This window comes from Mesorhizobium sp. M5C.F.Ca.IN.020.32.2.1, assembly GCF_004023105.1.
Classification (GTDB): Bacteria; Pseudomonadota; Alphaproteobacteria; order Rhizobiales; family Rhizobiaceae; genus Mesorhizobium; species Mesorhizobium wenxiniae.
In genome coordinates this window covers 1-15,900 of record NZ_RZSX01000034.1, presented here as the reverse complement: position 1 = coordinate 15,900, position 15,900 = coordinate 1, and the positions used below count along the sequence as shown (strand labels likewise).

The 15,900-nt window shown below is 60.7% G+C and carries 13 protein-coding genes; 11 read left to right on the top strand and 2 right to left on the bottom strand.

Annotated elements, in window-relative coordinates; genetic code table 11:
• The gene (locus EOA86_RS03120; protein WP_245497099.1) at positions 1 to 1,785 is read right to left on the bottom strand and encodes a pilus assembly protein TadG-related protein; all 1,785 of its coding nucleotides are present in this window, start codon (positions 1,783 to 1,785) and stop codon (positions 1 to 3) included.
• On the bottom strand, positions 1,786 to 2,265 hold the full coding sequence (locus EOA86_RS03115) for a TadE/TadG family type IV pilus assembly protein (protein WP_127211108.1): 480 nt from the start codon (positions 2,263 to 2,265) through the stop codon (positions 1,786 to 1,788). It abuts the gene before it with no gap.
• A 357-nt stretch (positions 2,266 to 2,622) separates the two neighbouring features.
• Between EOA86_RS03115 and EOA86_RS03110 the strand changes: the two genes are divergently transcribed.
• From EOA86_RS03110 to EOA86_RS03060, 11 genes are all read left to right on the top strand, one after another.
• Positions 2,623 to 4,215, top strand: a complete 1,593-nt coding sequence (locus EOA86_RS03110) for a peptide ABC transporter substrate-binding protein (protein ID WP_095518371.1) — start codon at positions 2,623 to 2,625, stop codon at positions 4,213 to 4,215.
• A 160-nt stretch (positions 4,216 to 4,375) separates the two neighbouring features.
• Entirely contained in the window at positions 4,376 to 5,299 is a 924-nt protein-coding gene (locus EOA86_RS03105) for an ABC transporter permease subunit (RefSeq protein WP_127211106.1), read from the top strand.
• A complete protein-coding gene (locus EOA86_RS03100) occupies positions 5,292 to 6,413 on the top strand; it encodes an ABC transporter permease subunit (protein WP_127211105.1) in 1,122 nt (373 codons plus the stop codon). Before EOA86_RS03105 ends, EOA86_RS03100 begins: the two co-directional genes overlap by 8 nt.
• A 1-nt stretch (position 6,414) precedes the next feature.
• Complete coding sequence (locus EOA86_RS03095) at positions 6,415 to 8,034, top strand: ABC transporter ATP-binding protein (RefSeq protein ID WP_128340680.1); 1,620 nt, start codon at positions 6,415 to 6,417, stop codon at positions 8,032 to 8,034.
• A 360-nt stretch (positions 8,035 to 8,394) separates the two neighbouring features.
• On the top strand, positions 8,395 to 8,517 hold the full coding sequence (locus EOA86_RS41130) for a hypothetical protein (protein ID WP_281035626.1): 123 nt from the start codon (positions 8,395 to 8,397) through the stop codon (positions 8,515 to 8,517).
• A gap of 589 nt (positions 8,518 to 9,106) precedes the next feature.
• Positions 9,107 to 9,334, top strand: a complete 228-nt coding sequence (locus EOA86_RS03085; RefSeq protein WP_128340678.1) for a hypothetical protein — start codon at positions 9,107 to 9,109, stop codon at positions 9,332 to 9,334.
• Positions 9,335 to 10,173: 839 nt separating this feature from the next.
• On the top strand, positions 10,174 to 10,998 hold the full coding sequence (locus EOA86_RS03080) for a 5'-3' exonuclease H3TH domain-containing protein (RefSeq protein WP_128340677.1): 825 nt from the start codon (positions 10,174 to 10,176) through the stop codon (positions 10,996 to 10,998).
• Between the two features lie 336 nt (positions 10,999 to 11,334).
• The gene (locus tag EOA86_RS03075; protein WP_065008429.1) at positions 11,335 to 11,622 is read left to right on the top strand and encodes a hypothetical protein; all 288 of its coding nucleotides are present in this window, start codon (positions 11,335 to 11,337) and stop codon (positions 11,620 to 11,622) included.
• 830 nt (positions 11,623 to 12,452) lie between these two features.
• A complete protein-coding gene (locus EOA86_RS39245) occupies positions 12,453 to 12,635 on the top strand; it encodes a hypothetical protein (protein WP_206629954.1) in 183 nt (60 codons plus the stop codon).
• Entirely contained in the window at positions 12,619 to 12,987 is a 369-nt protein-coding gene (locus EOA86_RS39915; protein WP_245485839.1) for a YiaA/YiaB family inner membrane protein, read from the top strand. The genes EOA86_RS39245 and EOA86_RS39915 overlap by 17 nt, the downstream gene beginning before the upstream one ends.
• A 74-nt stretch (positions 12,988 to 13,061) precedes the next feature.
• A partial coding sequence (locus tag EOA86_RS03060) for an acyl-[ACP]--phospholipid O-acyltransferase (protein WP_206629953.1) occupies positions 13,062 to 15,900 on the top strand: 2,839 nt, incomplete at its 3' end.

The following is a 15,900-nucleotide window of genomic DNA, read 5'->3' as shown; positions in this document are numbered from 1 at the left end:
TCATTGAACGAGCACGGAGCGCCCGCAAGTCGCGCCCATGACCCGGACGTCTGCCTCGCCGACATGCACGCCCAGTGCCGCAAGCATGTTGTAAACCAATTCGTCGACCGGCGCCGTCACGCCGTTCAGCAGCGCCACCACTGCCGGCTTCACCGTTCCAAGAACGGCGGTTACGTCAAGCCCGAGGCCCAGCGAACTGACCGAAAGCGACAAATTGCTGACCAGCGACGTGGTGAGAGATTGCGTCAGGTTTTTCGTGGAAGCGGTTTTTATCGTCTTGTTTGCGATTTCGGTGCTGTTGAAGGTCAGTATCGTCGGATCGTTGTTGGCGATCTCAACGGCCGCAGAACCATTCACGCCGATCAGATTCAGGGTGAGAAACAGAAGCTTCACGCTGACCTGCGCAATCTCGGCATTTTGAAACGACTGTGGGTTGCTGAAATCGGCGAAGGCGGAGGGGCTGTTGTCGGCATCGCTAGCGCCAAGGTGCAGCGAGGCAAGGCCCGGACGTGCGGCAATGGTAACCTTCAAACTGTCGGGGTGCCCTGTCGCGCAGCTGATGTCGGTCAGCCTGGCTTCGGCGGAGGCCACCTCAACATGCAGCGGCAGTTTGACGGCCAGCAGGCTGATACCGCCACCAAGATTCGAATTGTCGATGCCGACGGATGCCACCAGCTTGATCCGCGTCTGCGCCGTACGCACCACGGCGCCCTTCTCGCCGATTGTCAGCCATGGCGAGAATTGCGCCGGTTCGCCGATGGCTACGGCAAGCGTGGTCGAGGTAAGCCCCGGAATGGTGGCCCCGAGATTGACCTGGACCTGGTTCGAACCGTTGGCCAGTGCAGCGGCGGTGGTCAGCATGCCCATGGCGCTTGCATCGACGGAAAGGCCAGCCGGCTTTTGTCCGAGGCCCAACTGGCCAATTGATCCAAGGTCGACAAGATGCTTGAGCGGGATTTTGACCGTGCTGGTGGCTCTGGACGCGATTGTCTGCAGAACGAGCTTGCTGCTGCTGCCAACCGTTGAAACGTTAGCCAGGGCCGTGGCTACCTGGCCCACGGTCGCTTTTGATGCCAGCACGTCTGAATAGCTGACGCCTGTCAGTTGCAACTGGACGGCAAGAGCGTCGACGAACGAAAGCACATTCACATCGGCCGAGATCAGGGCGTTATAGTCCATGACGCTGAGCGAGATGTTAGTGCCCAGGAGGCCGCTGAGAAGCGAGTTCAGGATGCCGCCATTGACGCTGAGAAGCCTGGACCCGACCGAGAACATCGCCTGTGGCGTGACGCTGGCAAGGGCTTCGGTGCCGATGACCGGCGTAGGAATAAGCGAACTTGCGAAATAGCGGGCAGGAATCTTTTTCAGCGCGACATGGACGGCATTGTACGGCGTCTTGCCGGCCTCGAAGCGCTTGTCGACGCCGAGCGACGACTCTGGTGAGTATCGGCCGGCGGTGACCGACACGACGGTTTTTCCGAGGGCCGGGGCGATCGTCTGTCCTGCCTTCTGAACCACGATACCAGGCATTCCATTGTCGCCGAGCGTGGTCACCACCGCGGCCTCAATGTTGTTGATGTTGGAGGCGGCGGTGATTGCCGCCAGATCGGTCATTGCCTGCGCTTCCCGGCGCTCCGTGTAGATCGAGCCTTCGTCGATGGCGAAGGCGGCCAGCGCCAGCGCGAACGGTGCACACAGCGCCGTCATGACGGTGAAGTTCGCCTTCAGGTCGCCAAGCATTGAGCAGGCGACCCGGCCGATCCTCTCCAGCAAGGGTTCCGACATTCAGATGCCTCCAACCCGGATTGTCGACTGGCGTGAGATCGTGGTTCCAGGCATGGGCAGTGCCGGGAACAGGTTCCAGACCGGCAGGTTACGAGCATCATATTGGACGGACACGACGAACTGATTTCCGTCGGCTGTGCTGTCCTTGGCCTGATAGGTCAGCTTGTCGGATTTGACGAATGGATATCCGCCGGCATTGTTGTTGACGAAACTGGTCACCAGCGCCTGGCGCTCGCCTTCGTTCAGCCCGGCAATCGCCGTGCGGGCGGCGTCCGCCGCAATTTGCTGCACGGAGTGGCTTGCCCCGAAATAGATACCATACGCAACCATTCCGAGCAAAAGTAAGATAAAAATCGGCGAAAGCAGCGCGAACTCAACAGCGGAAGTTCCGGACTGCTCTCTAAACTGACGTAATGTGAGTCTTACACGGCGCGATTTATGACGCTCTATAGAGATTGTATTACTTTCTTCGCGGTTCATGTCCTTCGCCCATCGAGACATACCGAAGCTCACGAAAAATATAACCCATCGTTGTTTAAAGACGCATTAAGACATTTCGGCAAAGTGGAATCGACGACAAGTTTCTGGCCGGAAACGAAGGCTTGAAATGGGAAACGAGGCAAGCCGCTGTTCTGCCGGTCACGAAGTGGCCTGTCGTTGCGCCTTACTTAGGGTGACCTAACGAGTCTGTTGAAATAAAAAATCGCCACGTTACTGTTTGGCCACCAGCTGCCGGAAAGGGAACCGGCGGCGCGCTCAAAGGGGCCATCTAATCGGTTTCGGGGCGTCAACACTCAAGAGGCGCAGCTGAACGGCCGCCTCGACAGGGAGAACTCCATGCTGAAAAATATGCTGAAGGCGACGGTGTTCGCCACAACCATGGCCTTGGCTGCCGGCACGTTCTACACGCCGGCCTTCGCCGAGGTCGTCTATAACCGCGGCACCGCCGCCGAATCGGAGTCGCTCGACCCGCACAAGACCTCGACAATTTACGAAGCAAATATTTTGCGTGACCTGTTCCAGGGGCTGACCATGCAGGACGCAAAGGCGAACCTCATCCCGGGCGCCGCCGAAAGCTGGACAGTATCGGACGACGGCACCGTCTACACCTTCAAGCTGCGCAAGGGCGCCGTCTGGTCGGATGGTGCTCCGGTCACGGCAGATGACTTCGTCTACGCTTTCCAACGGCTGGAAGACCCGGCCACCGGCGCCGAATACGCTTCGATGCTCTATCCCGTGAAGAATGCCGAGGAGGTGAACACCAAGAAGGCCAAGCCCGAGGAGATGGGCGTCAAGGCAATCGACGCAAATACGCTGGAAGTGACGCTGAAGGCGCCCACGCCCTATTTCCTCGAAATGCTGACCCACCAGGCGGCCTATCCGGTCAACAAGGCCTCAATGGAAAAGCTCGGCGCCGATTGGATCAAGCCGGGCAATCTGGTCTCCAACGGCGCCTATACGCTGGCGGAGTGGGTTCCCAACGACCACATCAAACTGGTCAAGAATCCGAAATTCTGGGACGCTGCGACCGTCAAGCTCGACGTCGTCAACTACATCCCGACCGAAGATCGTTCGTCGGCGATGAAGCGCTTTGAGGCCGGCGAACTCGACAGCTACGACGACCTCCCGACCGAGCAGCTCGCCGACCTCAAGGCCAAGTTTGGCGATCAGATTCGCGTTGGGCCTTACCTCGGCACCTACTATTTTGCGATCAAGACCGACAAGGCACCGTGGGACAACGTCGAACTGCGCAACGCCATCTCCATGGCAGTCGACCGCGATTTCCTTGCCGAAAAGGTCTGGCAGAACTCGATGCTGCCCGGCTATTCGATGGTGCCTCCAGGCATTGAGGGCTATACGCCGGCAATGGCCAAATACGCGGATATGTCGCAGATCGACCGCGAGGATGAGGCCAAGAAGGTACTCGAGAAGCTTGGCTATACCCCCGAGAAACCGCTGAAGATGGAAATCCGCTACAACACGTCGGAAAACCACAAGAACACTGCGGTCGCCATCCAGGAGCAGTTGAAGCCGCTCGGCGTCGAAGTCACGCTGCTCAACACCGACACCAAGACCCACTACTCCTTCCTTGAGCAGAAAGGCGACTATGACGTGGCGCGTGCTGGCTGGATTGCCGATTACAAGGATCCGGAAACCTTCCTCGGCATCTCCCGCAAGGCAAGCGGCAACAACTATTCGGGCTACAACAGCCCGGAATTCGAGAAGGCCATGGACGAGGCGGCGGCCGCCGGCGGCAAGCCCGAACAGCGCATGAAAGAACTCGCCGAGGCCGAGCGCATCCTTGTCGACGAGGTCGGCAACATCCCGCTTCTCTACTATAGCTACAAGGATATCGTTTCTCCGAAGCTTCATGGCTTCGAGGATAACGTTATGGACGTGCATCCGTCCCGCTTCATCTCCAAGGACTGATCTCCTTGGCCGGACTACCGCCTTTACAGCGCCGCGCGTCCTTCGGGACGTGCAAAGGGCGCTGTAACGCCTCGATTTTGCGCGTGATCCTTTCCGAACCTTCGGTTCGGGTCATGCGTTAGCGGCGGCGGCTCCGGTTTGCTAGCAAAGCGGGGAACCGATGCTACGATACGTATTCCGGCGGCTCCTGACCGCCATCCCGACGCTGTTCGTCATCGTGACCATGGCGTTCTTCCTGATACGTGTCGCGCCTGGCGGCCCGTTCAATCAGGAGCGGGGCCTCAGCCCCGAGATCAAGGCCAATCTTGAAGCGCAGTTCGGCCTCAACGACCCGCTCTGGCTGCAATATGTCCATTATCTCGGCAATCTGCTGCGCGGCAATTTCGGTCCGAGCTACAACATGCCGGATTTCACCGTCACCGAATTGTTTGCCAGGGGCCTGCCCGTTTCAATCCAGATCGGCGCCTCGGCCCTGATCCTGGCACTGCTGCTCGGCGGCCTCCTCGGCACTGTTGCCGCGCTCAATCAGAACAAGTTTGCCGACTACTCGGTGATCGCGCTGGCCGCCGCCGGCAGCACCATCCCGACTTTCGTCATCGCCCCGGTGATCCAGCTTGTGTTCGGCCTGACCTGGAAACTGCTGCCGATCGGCGGCTGGGGCGATGGCGCCTTGCTCAACAAAGTCGGGCCGGTGCTGACGCTCGCCTTGCCGCAGATCGCCATCGTCGCTCGCCTGATGCGCGGCTCGATGATCGAATCGTTGCGCTCTCACCACATCCGCACCGCACGCGCGCTCGGCCTGTCGGACTGGTCGGTCATCGTCAAGCATGCGCTGCGCGGCGCCATACTGCCGATCGTCTCCTTTACCGGCCCAGCGGCGGCGGCGCTCCTCACCGGTTCGATCATCGTCGAGACGATCTTTTCTATTCCCGGGATCGGCCGCTATTTCGTCGATGCCGCGCTCAACCGCGACTACACGCTGGTCATGGGCACCGTGGTGGTGATCGCACTGTTCACCATCGTCTTCAACCTGATCGTCGACGTCATGTATGCCTTCGTCGATCCGAGGGTGCGCTATGACTGACATCGCAGCCACCGCTCCGGCCGTCGTAGGCCGCTCCCTATGGGGCGATGCCTGGGCACGGCTCAAGGCCAATCGCGCCGCCATGTTCAGCCTGTATTATCTTGCCTTTATCGCCGTAATCAGCGTGTTCGGGCCGTCTTTGCTGCCGCATCGATACACCACCATCTACGCCGACCATGTGCGCACGCCGCCGAGCTTCTCGGCCTATCCGAAGGCCGACATGATAGAAACCGCGCTCAATGAGGCGATCAAGCGCATGCGTGTCGACATCAAGGAGTGGCGGCAGGAAGGCAACCGCATCTTCGTCACCGTCACATCGCCCAAGCCGATCGACGACCGCAATGTCCGCTATCTCGACCGTTCGGATGCTTTCGACGATACAAAGATCGAGGGTAAATCGCCTGACGGCCTTGAAGCGGTGATGAGCGCTTCGATCAGGCAGCAATATTTCCTGTTCGGCACGGACAATACCGGCCGCGATCTGCTATCGCGAACGCTGATGGCCGGGCGCATCTCGCTGGCCATCGGCCTGCTCGCCGGGGTTGTCGCGGGCGTCATCGGCGTGCTCTACGGTGCTACGGCCGGCCTTGCCGGGGGCAAGGTCGACGAGGTGATGATGCGCATTGTCGATGTGCTTTACTCGCTGCCGTTCATCTTCTTCGTCATCATGCTGGTGGTGTTCTTCGGCCGGAACTTCGTGCTGATGTTCCTGGCGGTCGGCGCCGTGCTGTGGCTCGACATGGCGCGAATCGTGCGTGGCCAAGCGCTGTCGATCCGGCGGCAGGAATACGTCCAGGCGGCGGAGGCGATGGGCGTCGGTCAACGCGGCATCCTGATCCGCCACGTCATTCCCAACCTGCTTGGCCCGGTGGTCATCTACATGACGCTGCTGGTGCCGCATGTCATCATCCTGGAGAGTTTCCTGTCCTTCCTCGGGCTCGGCGTGCAGGAACCGATGACCAGTTGGGGCGTGCTGATCTCGACCGGCGCCAAGAACATCGGCACCGCCAATTGGCTGCTTTTGTTCCCTGCCTTCTTCCTCGTCTCGACGCTGTTCGCGCTGAACTTCGTCGGCGACGGCCTGCGCGATGCTCTCGACCCCAGGGATCGTTGAGATGGACACTTGCGAAACGATCCTCAGCGTCAAGGACCTTCGGGTCCGCTTTCGCACGCTCGATGGCGCGGTCGAAGCCGTCAAAGGCATCAACATCCACGTCAATGCAGGCGAAACCGTTGCCGTGGTCGGCGAATCCGGTTCCGGCAAGAGCCAGACGATGATGGCGGCGATGAGCCTGCTGGCCTCAAACGGCGAGGCGACAGGCGTCGTCGACTATCGCGGCCGCAACCTTTTGACCCTAAGCAAGTCCGAGCTCAATCAGATCCGCGGCCGCAAGATCAGCATGATCTTCCAGGAGCCGATGACCTCGCTCGATCCGCTCTATTCGATCGGCAATCAGTTGATCGAACCGATCCGCCGGCATCGCGGACTTGGCGCGGCGCAAGCACGCGAGGAGGCGCTCAAGCTCTTGCGGCTGGTTCATATTCCCGATCCCGAGCGGCGGATGAAATCCTATCCGCACGAATTGTCGGGTGGCCAGCGCCAGCGGGTCATGATCGCCATGGCGCTGGCCAACGATCCCGACATTCTGATAGCAGACGAACCGACGACGGCGCTCGACGTGACGATCCAGGCGCAGATCCTCATGCTGCTCGCCGAACTGCAGCGCAAGCTCGGCATGGCGATCGTCTTCATCACCCACGACCTCGGTATTGTCCGGCGCTTTGCCGACCGCGTCTATGTCATGCGCTACGGCGAAGTCGTCGAGGAGGGCGAGGCGGAAGCGATCTTCGTCAATCCGCAGCATGCCTATACCAAGATGCTGCTGGCCGCCGAGCCGACCGGAACCAAAGCGCCGCCACCGCCAAATGCGCCGGTCCTGCTCGAAGGCAGGAATGTCGAAGTGACCTTCAAGATCGGCGGCGGGTTTCTTGCTGGAGAGCCGCTGATCCTGCGCGCAGTCGATCACATTTCGATCCGGCTGAAACGAAATCAGACCATCGGCATCGTCGGCGAATCCGGTTCGGGAAAATCGACGCTCGGCCGAGCCTTGCTGCGGCTCCTGCCAAGTGATGGCCTCATCCGCTTTGGCGATCGCGATATTTCCGCCACCGACCGCCGGGCCATGCGGCCGCTGCGGCGTGAGTTGCAGCTGGTCTTCCAGGACCCGTTCGGTTCGTTGTCGCCGCGCATGACCGTTGGCCAGGTCATCACCGAAGGACTTCTGGTGCATGAGCCGACCCTGTCGGGCAGGCAACGCGATCTGCGCGCAGTCGAGGCCTTGCGCGAGGTCGGGCTTGATCCGAATGCGCGCAATCGCTACCCGCACGAATTCTCCGGCGGCCAGCGCCAACGCATCGCCATCGCGCGGGCGATGATTCTCAAGCCCAAGGTGGTTGTCCTCGACGAGCCGACCTCGGCACTCGACCGCTCCGTCCAGAAGCAGATCGTTGAACTGCTGCGCAAGCTGCAGGCCGACCATGAACTGTCGTATCTGTTCATAAGCCATGACCTCGCTGTCGTGCGCGCCATGGCCGACTACATCATCGTCATGAAGCAGGGTAAGATCGTTGAGGAAGGGCCGACCGAGGCGATCTTCAGCAATCCGCAAGCTACCTACACGCAGACGTTGATGGCCGCGGCCATCGACGTCACACGGTTTCGCTTGAGCGCGTAGCGCAGCCGCTGAGGGCCGCGGTGGTTGAAAGGCATGTCCCTCGGTATCCTACATCAAGAAACGCACGAGGCAGCACTGAAGCGCGAGGTCGAAACGGAAGCTCAGGCTATTCGCGTTAACGTTTAGGGCAATTCCAGGAAAAGTGCTAAACGGTTTCCCGTCCGGAATTGCGCAAAAACATAGAGATAGAGCGGTTCGGCATTTCCGTGAAACGATGAACCGCTCTAGGACGATAAGTTGGACGTTGAGGGCCCAAGGCGACGCTTGGCCCGAGTGTTACCGAGCCTGGACGCCGCGCAAGCGGTCGGCACAGGGGATGGCGGGCGAGGCATGTCAGCTGTTCAAGATGGCGAGGGCGGCATGACCTCACATCAGGTCTTCAGCAACCCGGTCAAATTTCTTCAGGCCTATGCTTGGAGGCTTTCGCTTAAGAAGCCGCTGTTCAGTTGCGGCCGTCTGGAAGGCAGCGATCGCAGCGTGTAGGCTGCAGTGTCCGGCCAGGCATTCGTCAACCATTCGGATTGCTTCAAGTCGGGATGGCTTGCCCATGACTGGCCACGGTTGCTAAAGCGCTGTCTTAGCGTCGGCTATCGACGCGACCACCACCGGCTTGTGATTCAGGTAAATTGTAATCGGGATGAACGCCGTCATTTCTATCGCTCGCCAGGATTGAAGGCGGTTAAACGCGAAGGCATGGCGGTGGTTGCATGAACGCGCATCATCGTGCATTCAGATTGCCGCCGCCCGATGCCGTTGAGGCTGAACTGAGCATCTCCAACCGCAAAGTCCGTCTGCCGCGCCTGCTTCGCGAATGTGCGCTGTGCGCATAGACTGGCGCCATGGTTAGCGCAGCAGCGCCGGAAAACCGCTCACCCGGACCTGCAGACTCGACGGATGGCGAACGTCCTCGCCCGAGTGACGGCGGCCCTTCCGAGGCTAGTAGCCGCGGCCGGTACAACCCCGGCCGGTATATCATTGTTAAATGACGGCTACGGCGTAGGGTGCGATAGAACGTAGTCAGCAGCCACCCCTGAGCTTCTGAATGAGGGCGTTGGCTCTCCGAGGATACCGCATGCCTATGCGTCACCCAGCAGACATCGCCATTTACCCTAATGACCTCGAAATGCTGCAACGGGTATTTATCCGGCATTGCACAGCCACCCAGTGCAGCATGGCATCGACCATGGCCCATGGCGCAGCATCTGAGCTAATATCATTGTTCCAGGCCGGCATCGAGGACGAAGCCGAACTCGATCTCATCCTCTCTCGCGGCTCTCAGCCGTTTCGGAAGGCGGGCTAGGCTTATCGGCTTCGGTCGGCGAAGACGCCTTGGCCATGCCGCGGGTGAGATGCCGCCTAATCTGGTCAGCGGGAATGGAGAAGGTTGGAAGCCAGCTCCGTTCCCTCAGCCAGAATTTCACCATCGCAGTCTTTGAATGCTGCGCATCCTGTCTCTACGCGGCAATCCCTCGTCCTGAGCCGATTCTATTCTGCAAGTTTCGCAGCACTGCGGGTGGCTATATCGCCTAAGACAGCGTGAAGAAGCGTTCCAACTTCCTGTTTGGCCAGCCCCGGTGCCATTCGTCCAGGATCAGCCATGATGGATAGTCGAGGCCGCCGCGGCGGCATTCGATTTCGCTGATGGCGAGATGCGGGCGCGACCGGTCGGGTCTTTGCGAAGTCGGCGGAAAGAGAAACAAGGCTGCGGGCGTTGCTGGCGTCTGGACAACGATGCAAACCGGCCTCGAGGATGCCCTTCGGGCGGCGGCGGCTTGCGGTGTCGTGATTCATCCAGCTTTTGATTCTGGAGGAATGGACGATGATGGGATCGAAGGTGGCACCGGCGCAGTTGTTCTACGATTTCTGCCTCGACGATAATGTTCCCAAGGACCACCTCCTTCGAAGGATCGACCGGTTCTATCGGAGCGTCTAACGGTCGCCATTTCCGTCCTGCGCGCGCAAGTTGCGACAGCATCGCAAACCGTTTTTCGCTGGGTTTGGAAGAAGGGATACTCCCGCGAACCAAACGTCCCCTGTTGCAAAAGCGAGTAAGCGGAGAAAGAAGTATCCGCCTGCGACTGGAAGGTAAGCGGTCTAGCTTTGCAGACCGGGCCGGATGCTGTTTCTTCGAGGATCGCGATGATCGTTCATTTAGTAGACGGCACATACGAATTGTTTCGCCACTTCTATGGCCAACGCCGGTTCAACAACGGCCAAGACAAGCCGTTTGGCGCCGTTGTCGGCGTGCTGAACACGGTGTTGGAGATGATCGAGAATGGCGCCACACACATTGGGGTGGCTACCGATCATGTAGTCGAATCGTTCAGAAATCAGCTCTGGCCCGCCTACAAGACCGGGGATGGCATCGAGCCGAGATTGTTCGCGCAGTTTCACGCCCTCGAGAGAGCCCTGGCGGCGATGGGCGTGGCGGTCTGGCCGATGACCGAGCTGGAAGCCGACGACGCGCTGGCATCCGCGGCATACAGCGCGGCTGCCGATGATCGCGTGCAGAAGGTGTGCATCTGGACGCCGGACAAGGATCTCGCGCAGTGTGTGCGCGGTGACCATGTGGTCCAGGTAGACCGCAGGACCCAGAAAATTCGCGATGCCGCCGGCGTACGCGAGAAGTTCGGAGTTGAACCGGCCTTGATTCCAGATTTCCTCGCGCTCGTGGGCGATAACGCCGATGGCTACCCCGGTCTCGAAGGCATCGGCCTGGTGTCAGCCGCCCGGCTGCTTGGCCGATACGGCCCTCTTGAAAGCTTTCCGCCTGAAGCCCTCGGCAAGCGTAGAGAGCTCGCGCTTTTGTTCAAAAATCTGGCGACGCTGCGCACGGACGCTCAGCTGTTCGATAACGTCGAAGAGCTGCGCTGGCACGGCCCGACCAAAGAGTTCGAGACGTGCGTGATCCAGCTAAATGACACCCGGCTCCTCGCACGTGCGCTCAAGGCTCGCCGTAACTGAACTTCGGAGGCGAGCTCTGGAAGCGGCCTTTGGAAGGCCAAGCGCCGATTCCCCAATCGCACAGGCTGTGCAGACCATGCGTCGTTGTGCGCTCAGAAACGGATCCTCGCGATCCAGAATCGGCAACCGGGTTGACCGGCAACCGCGCCGAGCCGCAGACGCAAGCCAATTTTCCGGCTTCCGCGCTCCACGCTGTTTCGAGACGTTCAAATTTGAGCTTCCGCATTCATGCTCTGTCGAGCGTATCTTTTAGAGTCGCTTAAACCTTATGCGCCGTAAGTTTTTGCCGTGCTGAAACGCCGTCAGCGACGACGACGACGAAATAGGAGAACGCAAATGCCTCGCAATCACGTTGAACGTCTTGAAGAGTTCAGGGAAATCCTGGTCGCGACTCGACGCGAAGGAGTCCGTAACGTGCACCACACTCGGGACGCTATGCGGGCAAGTGGCTTTCAGATCGGGGACAGCGACGGCTCCAGCTACGGAGCCGAGCTGAAGGTGCTCCAAGAGGAAATCGAAGCAGTCGATCGCGCCATCGAAGACGAGAAGCGGTTGGCCATGGCGCGCGAGAGCGCGGCTCAATCCCGCCGACCGATTAAGCCTAGGATCGTGAAGGGAACATAGAGTCAGGTACGGCCCTTGGCACCCGTCGCAACTAACGGCGCGACTACTCAGATGCAGTCCTATTGGGGCCGATACGAAGTTCACCCAAGGGCCTGAAGGTCGTTAAATCCGGTTTCCGCGGTTCACGGCCAACCCGACTGTTCAACTCGCACTTTTGAGGCCGGCCACGAGGGTGTCGACAAAATCAGCAGTTCGTTTTCGACATCGATGGCGCCAGTCCGATGAACCGGTCTTCGAAGGAATGACGACGACGCCATGCACCGCGGAAAACAGCGTGCGCGCGAACACCAGGAGGTGCGGCGTGTCAGCGTCGGAAGCAGCATGGCGAGCGGCTCGACCAGATGCTGGATGAGGACCGCATGTTCGGCCAGGTGCCATTCGGGCACCGGCAGGCCCGGCGCTATGCGGTGTTCGAACGGCGCATTCCATTCATGCGATTGTCGCGCGCAATGCGCAGATACTCCTTAGCCACCGCCTCCACCCTTGCCCTCGGCTCGCCCGTCGCCTCTTGCCCGCTCCGAGCCTGGCGAGCGTTGCCGAATTAACGTGCAGGATGAGCTTGTCCAGGTCGGCGAAGGCGGTATAGAGCGCGCCCAGCGCGCAGCCGGCATCGGCCGTGATGTCACGCGCACGCAAGCCGGCGAGACCCGAGCCGGATATGCGACTGCGCCGCCTTGATCAGCCTGCCCTTCCGATCCTTGCGCCCGGCGTCCCGTTTTGTCGTCATTAACCTTCGCTCTACGAAACCTCCGAACACCGCGCGGCCAGCGCAAGCTGGCCGCGGCAACACCACCCAGCTGTCGTCGCTCAAAGATGCAGAGGAGACGCTGTTGCGCCTGCGCAGTAGGCAAAAGCAGATCGACGTCACCGCCGCCGCTACGGCCGAGATGGAACAGTCGGGCGACCCCGCCGCTGTTAGCGAACTCGCCGCCGCCGGATGCGGCACGCCGCTGAAGAGCAGTGCCGACGCTGTGCTCGATCGACTGGCCAGCAGGATTGGCAAACCAGCCTGATTGTATCCGGCCTGAAACAGCCCGCCACCGACCCAACCTAACCCTGAAACAAAAGGATTATACCGATGTCCGCCAACACCTATTCCCCAAAGGACTGAAGCCCCTGGAATACATTCACCAAGCCCAGTTCGCCGTTGCCGCCACGATGATGGCTGGCGGCATCTACTTCATGGAGGCAAGCTTCGCTGCCAAGGGGTTTTACGCCATGGCCGCAATCATGCTCGTGCATACCTCGATCACCATCACCAAGACGCTGCCTGACTCGGAAGAGGCAAGCCGTTTCATCAACCGGCTGGAAGACGCCAAGACCGAAAAGCTGCTGATGGAGGTCAGCCGCAGTAACGAAGTGTAACCGCGTTCCCGCTACAACAAGGCTCAAACCGCGCAAGACAGATGCATCGGTCTTGCCCAATGGAAGTCGCCGCTATGGAAATCGCCTCGATCAATCGGAGCAACAGCCATCTGATGAGGTCACGGCGCTTTGCGCCTCTCTTCTGGACGCAGTTCCTGTCCGCCTTCAACGATAATTTCCTTAAGAACACGCTGGTGTTCCTTATTCTATTCACGCTGGCGGCGGACCAGGCGGCGTCATTGGTCACCCTGGCGGGCGCCGTCTTCATGGCCCCCTTCCTGCTTTTGTCGGCGCTTGGCGGCGAGATCGCCGACCGCTTCGACAAGGCTCTCATCGCCCGCCGGCTGAAATTCACCGAGATTGCCGCGGCTGCCGTCGCCGTCGTCGGTATCGCACTGTCGTCGATCCCGGTACTGATGACGGCGCTACTCATGTTCGGCATCATCTCGGCGCTGTTCGGACCGATCAAATACGGCATCCTGCCGGATCATCTCGAGCGCAAGGAATTGCCGCGCGCCAATGCCTGGATCGAATCGGCAACCTTCGCCGCCATCCTCGTCGGCACCATTGCTGGCGGCCTCGTCTCGGCCGACGGCATAGGCGTCGCGGTCTTCGGGCCGATCATGATGATCCTCGCCATCGCTTGCTGGTTTGTCAGCCGCTACATTCCCCGCACCGGCTCGGCGGCGCCCGACCTTGTCATCGACAGGAACATCTTTCGCTCGACCTGGCGTCAGGTCAACGGATTGCGTGACGACAAGCGGATCTGGCGCGCCGGCCTGATGACGTCGTGGTTCTGGCTGATCGGCGCCATCGTGCTTTCGATCCTGCCAACATTGGTCAAGGATTCGCTGGGCGGCAATGAGATGGCGGTTACCGTCTACCTCGGGGTCTTCGCCGTCTCGATTGCCATCGGCTCGGCAATCGCCGCGTGGATGTCGCAGGGGCGTATCGTGCTCTTGCCGGCACCAGTCGGCACGGCGCTGCTGGTGCTGTTCGGCCTCGACCTGGCCTGGACCATCTGGAGCATGCAGCCTTCGCCGGGCGCCGAAACTCTTGGCCTCTTCTTTGCCGGACAGTACACCTTCCGTGTTGCCATCGACCTCGCCGGCATGGCGATTGCCAGCGCCTTCCTGGTGGTGCCGACCTTTGCCGCTGTGCAGGCCTGGTCGCCTGAAGCACGCCGCGCCCGCGTCGTCGCCGCGGTCAGTATCGTCAATGCAGGCTTTATGACGGTGGGCGGACTGCTCGTCGCGGTGATCCAGGCAACCGGCGTCTCCCTTGGCGTTATCCTGTTCGGTCTCGCCGCGGCCAATGCCGTCGCCGCATGGCTGATGCTGAAATTCCTGCCGACCAACGCTTTCCGCGATTTCGTCTCCATCCTGTTCCGCGCCTTCCATCGCCTGGAAGTCGAGGGCATGGACAACCTCAAGAGGGCCGGCGTCGCACCCATCCTGGCGCTCAACCATGTCAGCTTCCTCGACGGCCCGCTGGCCCTGACGCTGACAGATGAGGAACCCGTCTTTGCGATCGACTACACCATCGCGCAGGCTTGGTGGATGAAGCCGTTCATGAAACTCGCCCGGGCATTGCCTCTCAATCCGGCCAAGCCGATGTCGACCCGCACGCTGATCAAGATCGTGCAGGGCGGCGACCCGCTGGTCATCTTCCCGGAAGGGCGCATCACCGTCACCGGCGGCCTGATGAAGGTCTATGACGGCGCCGCCATGGTGGCAGACAAGACCGGCTCGATGGTCGTGCCGGTGCGCATCGACGGGCTGGAAAAGAGCTACTTTTCGCGGCTGACCTCGCAGCATGTGCGCCGCCGGCTGTTCCCGAAGGTCAAGGTGACCATCCTGGAGCCGGTCAAGCTCGAAGTGCCGCAAGAACTGAAGGGCCGCAAGCGCCGCGCCGCGGCAGGCTCCGCCCTCTATCAGGTGATGTCGGATCTCGTCTTCCGCACCCAGGACATCGACAGGACGGTGCTGGAAAAGGTCATCCAGACGGCAAACGAACGCGGCATGAGAGAGCTCGCCGTCGAGGACCCGGTCACCGGCTCGCTGAGCTACGGCAAGCTGTTGACGGCTGCCGCCGTGCTCGGCGAGAAGTTCGAGCACCTCTATGCCGGCCAGCAGACGCTCGGCATCATGCTGCCCAACGCCAACGGCGCCTGCGCCGCTCTGCTCGGCGTCATGTCGGCCGGCAAGGTCCCTGCAATGATGAACTTCACCGCCGGTGCGGCCAACATCCTGTCGGCCTGCAAGGCCGCGGAGGTGCGGACGGTCCTTACGTCTCGCGCGTTTGTCGAACAGGCAAAGCTCGGCCCGGTGGTCGAGGAACTCGGCGGCTCGGTCGATATCGTCTGGCTCGACGATCTGCGCGCCACCATCGACCTCAAGGACAAACTACTCGGACTGCTGCGCAAGAGCACGCCGCGCGTTGCCCGAAAGCCCGACGATCCGGCGGTGATCCTGTTCACCTCGGGTTCGGAAGGGACGCCCAAGGGCGTCGTGCTGACCCACCGCAACATCCTGGCCAACGCCGCCCAGGCCGCCTCGCGCATCGACTTCCATTCGGGCGACAAGGTGTTCAACGTGCTGCCGATCTTCCACTCGTTCGGCATGACTGCGGGCACCGTGCTGCCGCTGATCTCGGGCGTGCCGGTCTTTTTCTACCCGTCGCCGCTGCACTACCGCATCGTGCCGGAACTGATCTATTCCTCGAACGCGACGATCATCTTCGGCACCGATACCTTCCTCGCCGGCTATGCGAGAACCGCGCATCCCTACGACTTCCGCTCGATACGCTATTGCTTTGCCGGCGCTGAACCGGTGAAGCCGTCGACGCGCATGACCTATATGGAGAAGTTCGGTGTCCGCATCCTCGAAGGCTACGGCGTCACCGAAACAGCAC